The sequence below is a fragment of the Methylobacterium oxalidis genome, from assembly GCF_007992195.1.
GTDB classification, from domain to species: domain Bacteria; phylum Pseudomonadota; class Alphaproteobacteria; order Rhizobiales; family Beijerinckiaceae; genus Methylobacterium; species Methylobacterium oxalidis.
Window position 1 is genome coordinate 1 of sequence record NZ_BJZU01000233.1, and the last position, 3,393, is coordinate 3,393.

At 69.0% G+C, this 3,393-nt stretch carries 1 protein-coding gene; it reads left to right on the forward strand.

The features are described from left to right. Positions 1–203 precede the first annotated feature (203 nt). Positions 204–3,374 carry a multidrug efflux RND transporter permease subunit gene (locus MOX02_RS29880; protein ID WP_147029391.1) on the forward strand — a complete coding sequence of 1,057 codons (3,171 nt, stop codon included), beginning with the start codon at positions 204–206 and terminating at the stop codon, positions 3,372–3,374. Positions 3,375–3,393: the final 19 nt, after the last annotated feature.

A 3,393-nucleotide genomic window follows, 5' to 3' on the forward strand; every position in this document is an offset into this window, starting at 1 on the left:
CCCGCCCGCCGACCAGGCCGAGCTGAAGCCCCGCGACGCCGACGAGAGCGAGGCGGCCCCCGCCCAGTCCGTGTCGCAGGTTCGCTGAACCCGGTCCCGCTGATCCGGCCTCGCTGACCGGGGCCGCCCGCCGCCTCGCCGCCATACCGCCGCGCGCCCTTCCGAGCCGCGCGGCGGAGCGCCCTCGAACGACAGAATTCCGCATGGCTCGCTTCTTCATCGACCGGCCGATCTTCGCCTGGGTCGTCGCCCTGTTCATCTGCCTCGGGGGGGCGCTTGCCATCCCGCAGCTGCCGGTGGCGCAGTACCCGATCATCGCGCCGCCCTCGATCGCGCTCTCGACCGCCTATCCGGGCGCCTCCGTCGAGAACCTCTACACGGGCACGACGCGCCTCATCGAGGACGAGCTGAACGGCGCGGCCAACATCCAGAGCTTCGAGTCGGCCTCCGACTCCTTCGGCGTCGTCGAGATCACGGCGAACTTCGAGCCCGGCACCGACCCGGGCTACGCCGGCGTCGAGGTGCAGAACCGCCTCAAGCGCGTCGAGGCGCGCCTTCCGGCCGAGGTCCGCCAGCAGGGCATCCTGGTGGAGGAGGCCTCCGCCGCGACCCTCAACATCATCACGCTCGTCTCCACGGACGGCTCGATGGACGAGGTCGGCCTCGGCGACTTCCTGATCCGCAACGTCATCAACGAGATCCGCCGCATCCCCGGCGTCGGCCGCGCCACCCTCTACTCGACCGAGCGGAGCCTTCGCGTCTGGATCGACCCCGACAAGCTGCGCGGCCTCTCGCTCAACCCGTCCGACGTGACGAAGGCGATCCAGAACCAGAACGTGCAGATCGCTTCCGGCGCGGTCGGCGCGCAGCCGAGCCCGTCGACGAGCGCGATGAACTTCCCGATCGTCGTCAAGGGCCAGATGACCGAGCCCGAGGCGTTCGGCGCCGTGGTGCTGCGGGCGAACCCCGACGGCTCGAACGTGCGCCTGCGCGACATCGCGCGGATCGAGCTCGGCGGCGAGGACTACAAGTTCACGACGCGGCTCAACGGCGGCGAGGCGGCCGGCATCTCGGTGACGCTGGCGCCGGACGGCAACGCCCTCCAGACCGCGAAGGCGATCCGCGCCAAGATGGAGGAGCTGGCGCAGTTCTTCCCCGACAACCTGAAATGGGACATCCCCTACGACATCACGCCGGCCGTCGAGGCCTCGATCGAGAAGGTGCTGCACACCCTGATCGAGGCGGTGGTGCTGGTCTTCGTCGTGATGTTCCTGTTCCTGCAGAACATCCGCTACACGCTGATCCCGACGATCGTGGTGCCGATCGCGCTGCTCGGCACCTGCACGGTGATGCTGCTCGCCGGCTTCTCGGTGAACGTGCTCACCATGTTCGGCATGGTGCTGGCCATCGGCATCCTCGTCGACGACGCCATCGTCGTCGTGGAGAACGTCGAGCGCATCATGAACGAGGAGGGCCTGCCCCCGAAGGAGGCGACACGGAAGGCCATGGGCCAGATCACCGGCGCCATCATCGGCATCACGCTGGTGCTGATCGCGGTGTTCATCCCGATGGCGTTCTTCCCCGGCTCGGTCGGCATCATCTATCGCCAGTTCTCGATCGCGATGGTGACCTCGATCGCCTTCTCGGCCTTCCTGGCGCTCTCGCTGACGCCGGCGCTCTGCGCCACCCTGCTCAAGCCGATCGCGAAAGGGCACGGCCACGCCAAGGGCGGCGTGTTCGGGTGGTTCAACCGGATGGTGGACCGCGAGACGGCGCGCTACGGGCGCGGCGTGCAGGCCTTCATCGCCAAGTCCGGCCGGGTGATGCTCGTCTACCTCGCCCTCGTCACGGGCGTCGCCTACGCCTTCGTGCGCCTGCCGGAGGGCTTCCTGCCGGTGGAGGACCAGGGCTTCTTCACGGTCGACATCCAGACGCCGCCGGGCTCCTCCTTCAACCGCACGCTCGCGGCCGTGAAGGCGGTCGAGGAGCACCTGATGGCCCAGCCCGGCGTCGCCACGGTGACGATCGTCAACGGCTTCTCGTTCTCCGGCCAGGGCCAGATGACGAGCCAGGCCTTCGTGACCCTGAAGCCCTGGGGCGAGCGCGACGCCGACAACGCGGCGGCCAAGCTCGTGGAGGGCACCAACAAGGCGCTGGCGACCTACAAGGACGCGGTGATCCAGGCGCTGGAGCCGCCGCCGATCGACAACCTCGGCAACGCGTCGGGCTTCTCGTTCCGCCTGCAGGACCGCGCCCAGAAGGGCTACTCCGCCCTGATGGCGGCGCAGGAGCAGCTCCTCTCGCTCGCCAAGAAGAGCCCCGTCCTCCAGAAGGTCTACGTCGAGGGACTGCCGCCGGCGCCCCAGGCCGAGCTCGTGATCGACCGCGAGAAGGCGGCCGCCCTCGGGGTCGGCTTCGACGACATCAACGACACGATCCAGGTCAACCTCGGCTCGGTCTACGTCAACGACTTCCCGAACCGGGGCAAGATGCAGCGCGTCATCGTGCAGTCGGAGGACCTGCAGCGCCTCAACGCCGCCGACCTGCTCAACTACGGGGTGAAGAACAGCCAGGGCACCATGGTGCCGATGTCCTCCTTCGCCGACCTCAAGTGGAGCGTCGGGCCGGCCCAGATCATCGGCTTCAACGGCTACCAGTCGGTGCGCATCACCGGCGAGCCGGCGGCGGGCTACACGTCCGGCGAGGCCATCGCCGAGATGGAGCGGCTGGCGACGCAGCTGCCCAAGGGCTTCGGCTACACCTGGACCGGCCAGTCGCTGCAGGAGAAGCAGGCGGGCAGCCAGGCCTCGCTGCTGCTGGCGCTCTCGGTGCTGATCGTGTTCCTGTGCCTCGCGGCGCTCTACGAGAGCTGGTCGATCCCGTTCTCGGTGCTGCTCGTGATCCCGCTCGGCGTCGTCGGCGCGGTGGCGGCGGTCTACCTGCGCGGCATGCCGAACGACGTCTACTTCAAGATCGGGCTCATCACGATCATCGGCCTCTCGGCGAAGAACGCGATCCTGATCGTGGAGTTCGCCAAGGACCTCTGGAAGCCGGGGACCAGCCTCGTCGACGCGACGGTCGAGGCCGCCACGCTGCGCTTCCGGCCGATCGTGATGACCTCGCTCGCCTTCATCTTCGGCGTGGTGCCGCTCGCCATCGCGACCGGCGCCGCCTCGAAGAGCCAGCAGGCGATCGGCACCGGCGTGATGGGCGGCATGATCTCGGCCACCGTGCTGGCGGTGTTCTTCGTGCCGGTCTTCTTCGTGGTGGTGATGCGGATCTTCAAGCGGAAGGAGGCGGAGGCCGGCGCAGCCCCAGAGGCGGCGCCCGGCGCCGCGTCCGTGCCGGACCACCACCGCGTGCCCGCGGAGTGACCACCTCCCACCTCTCCCG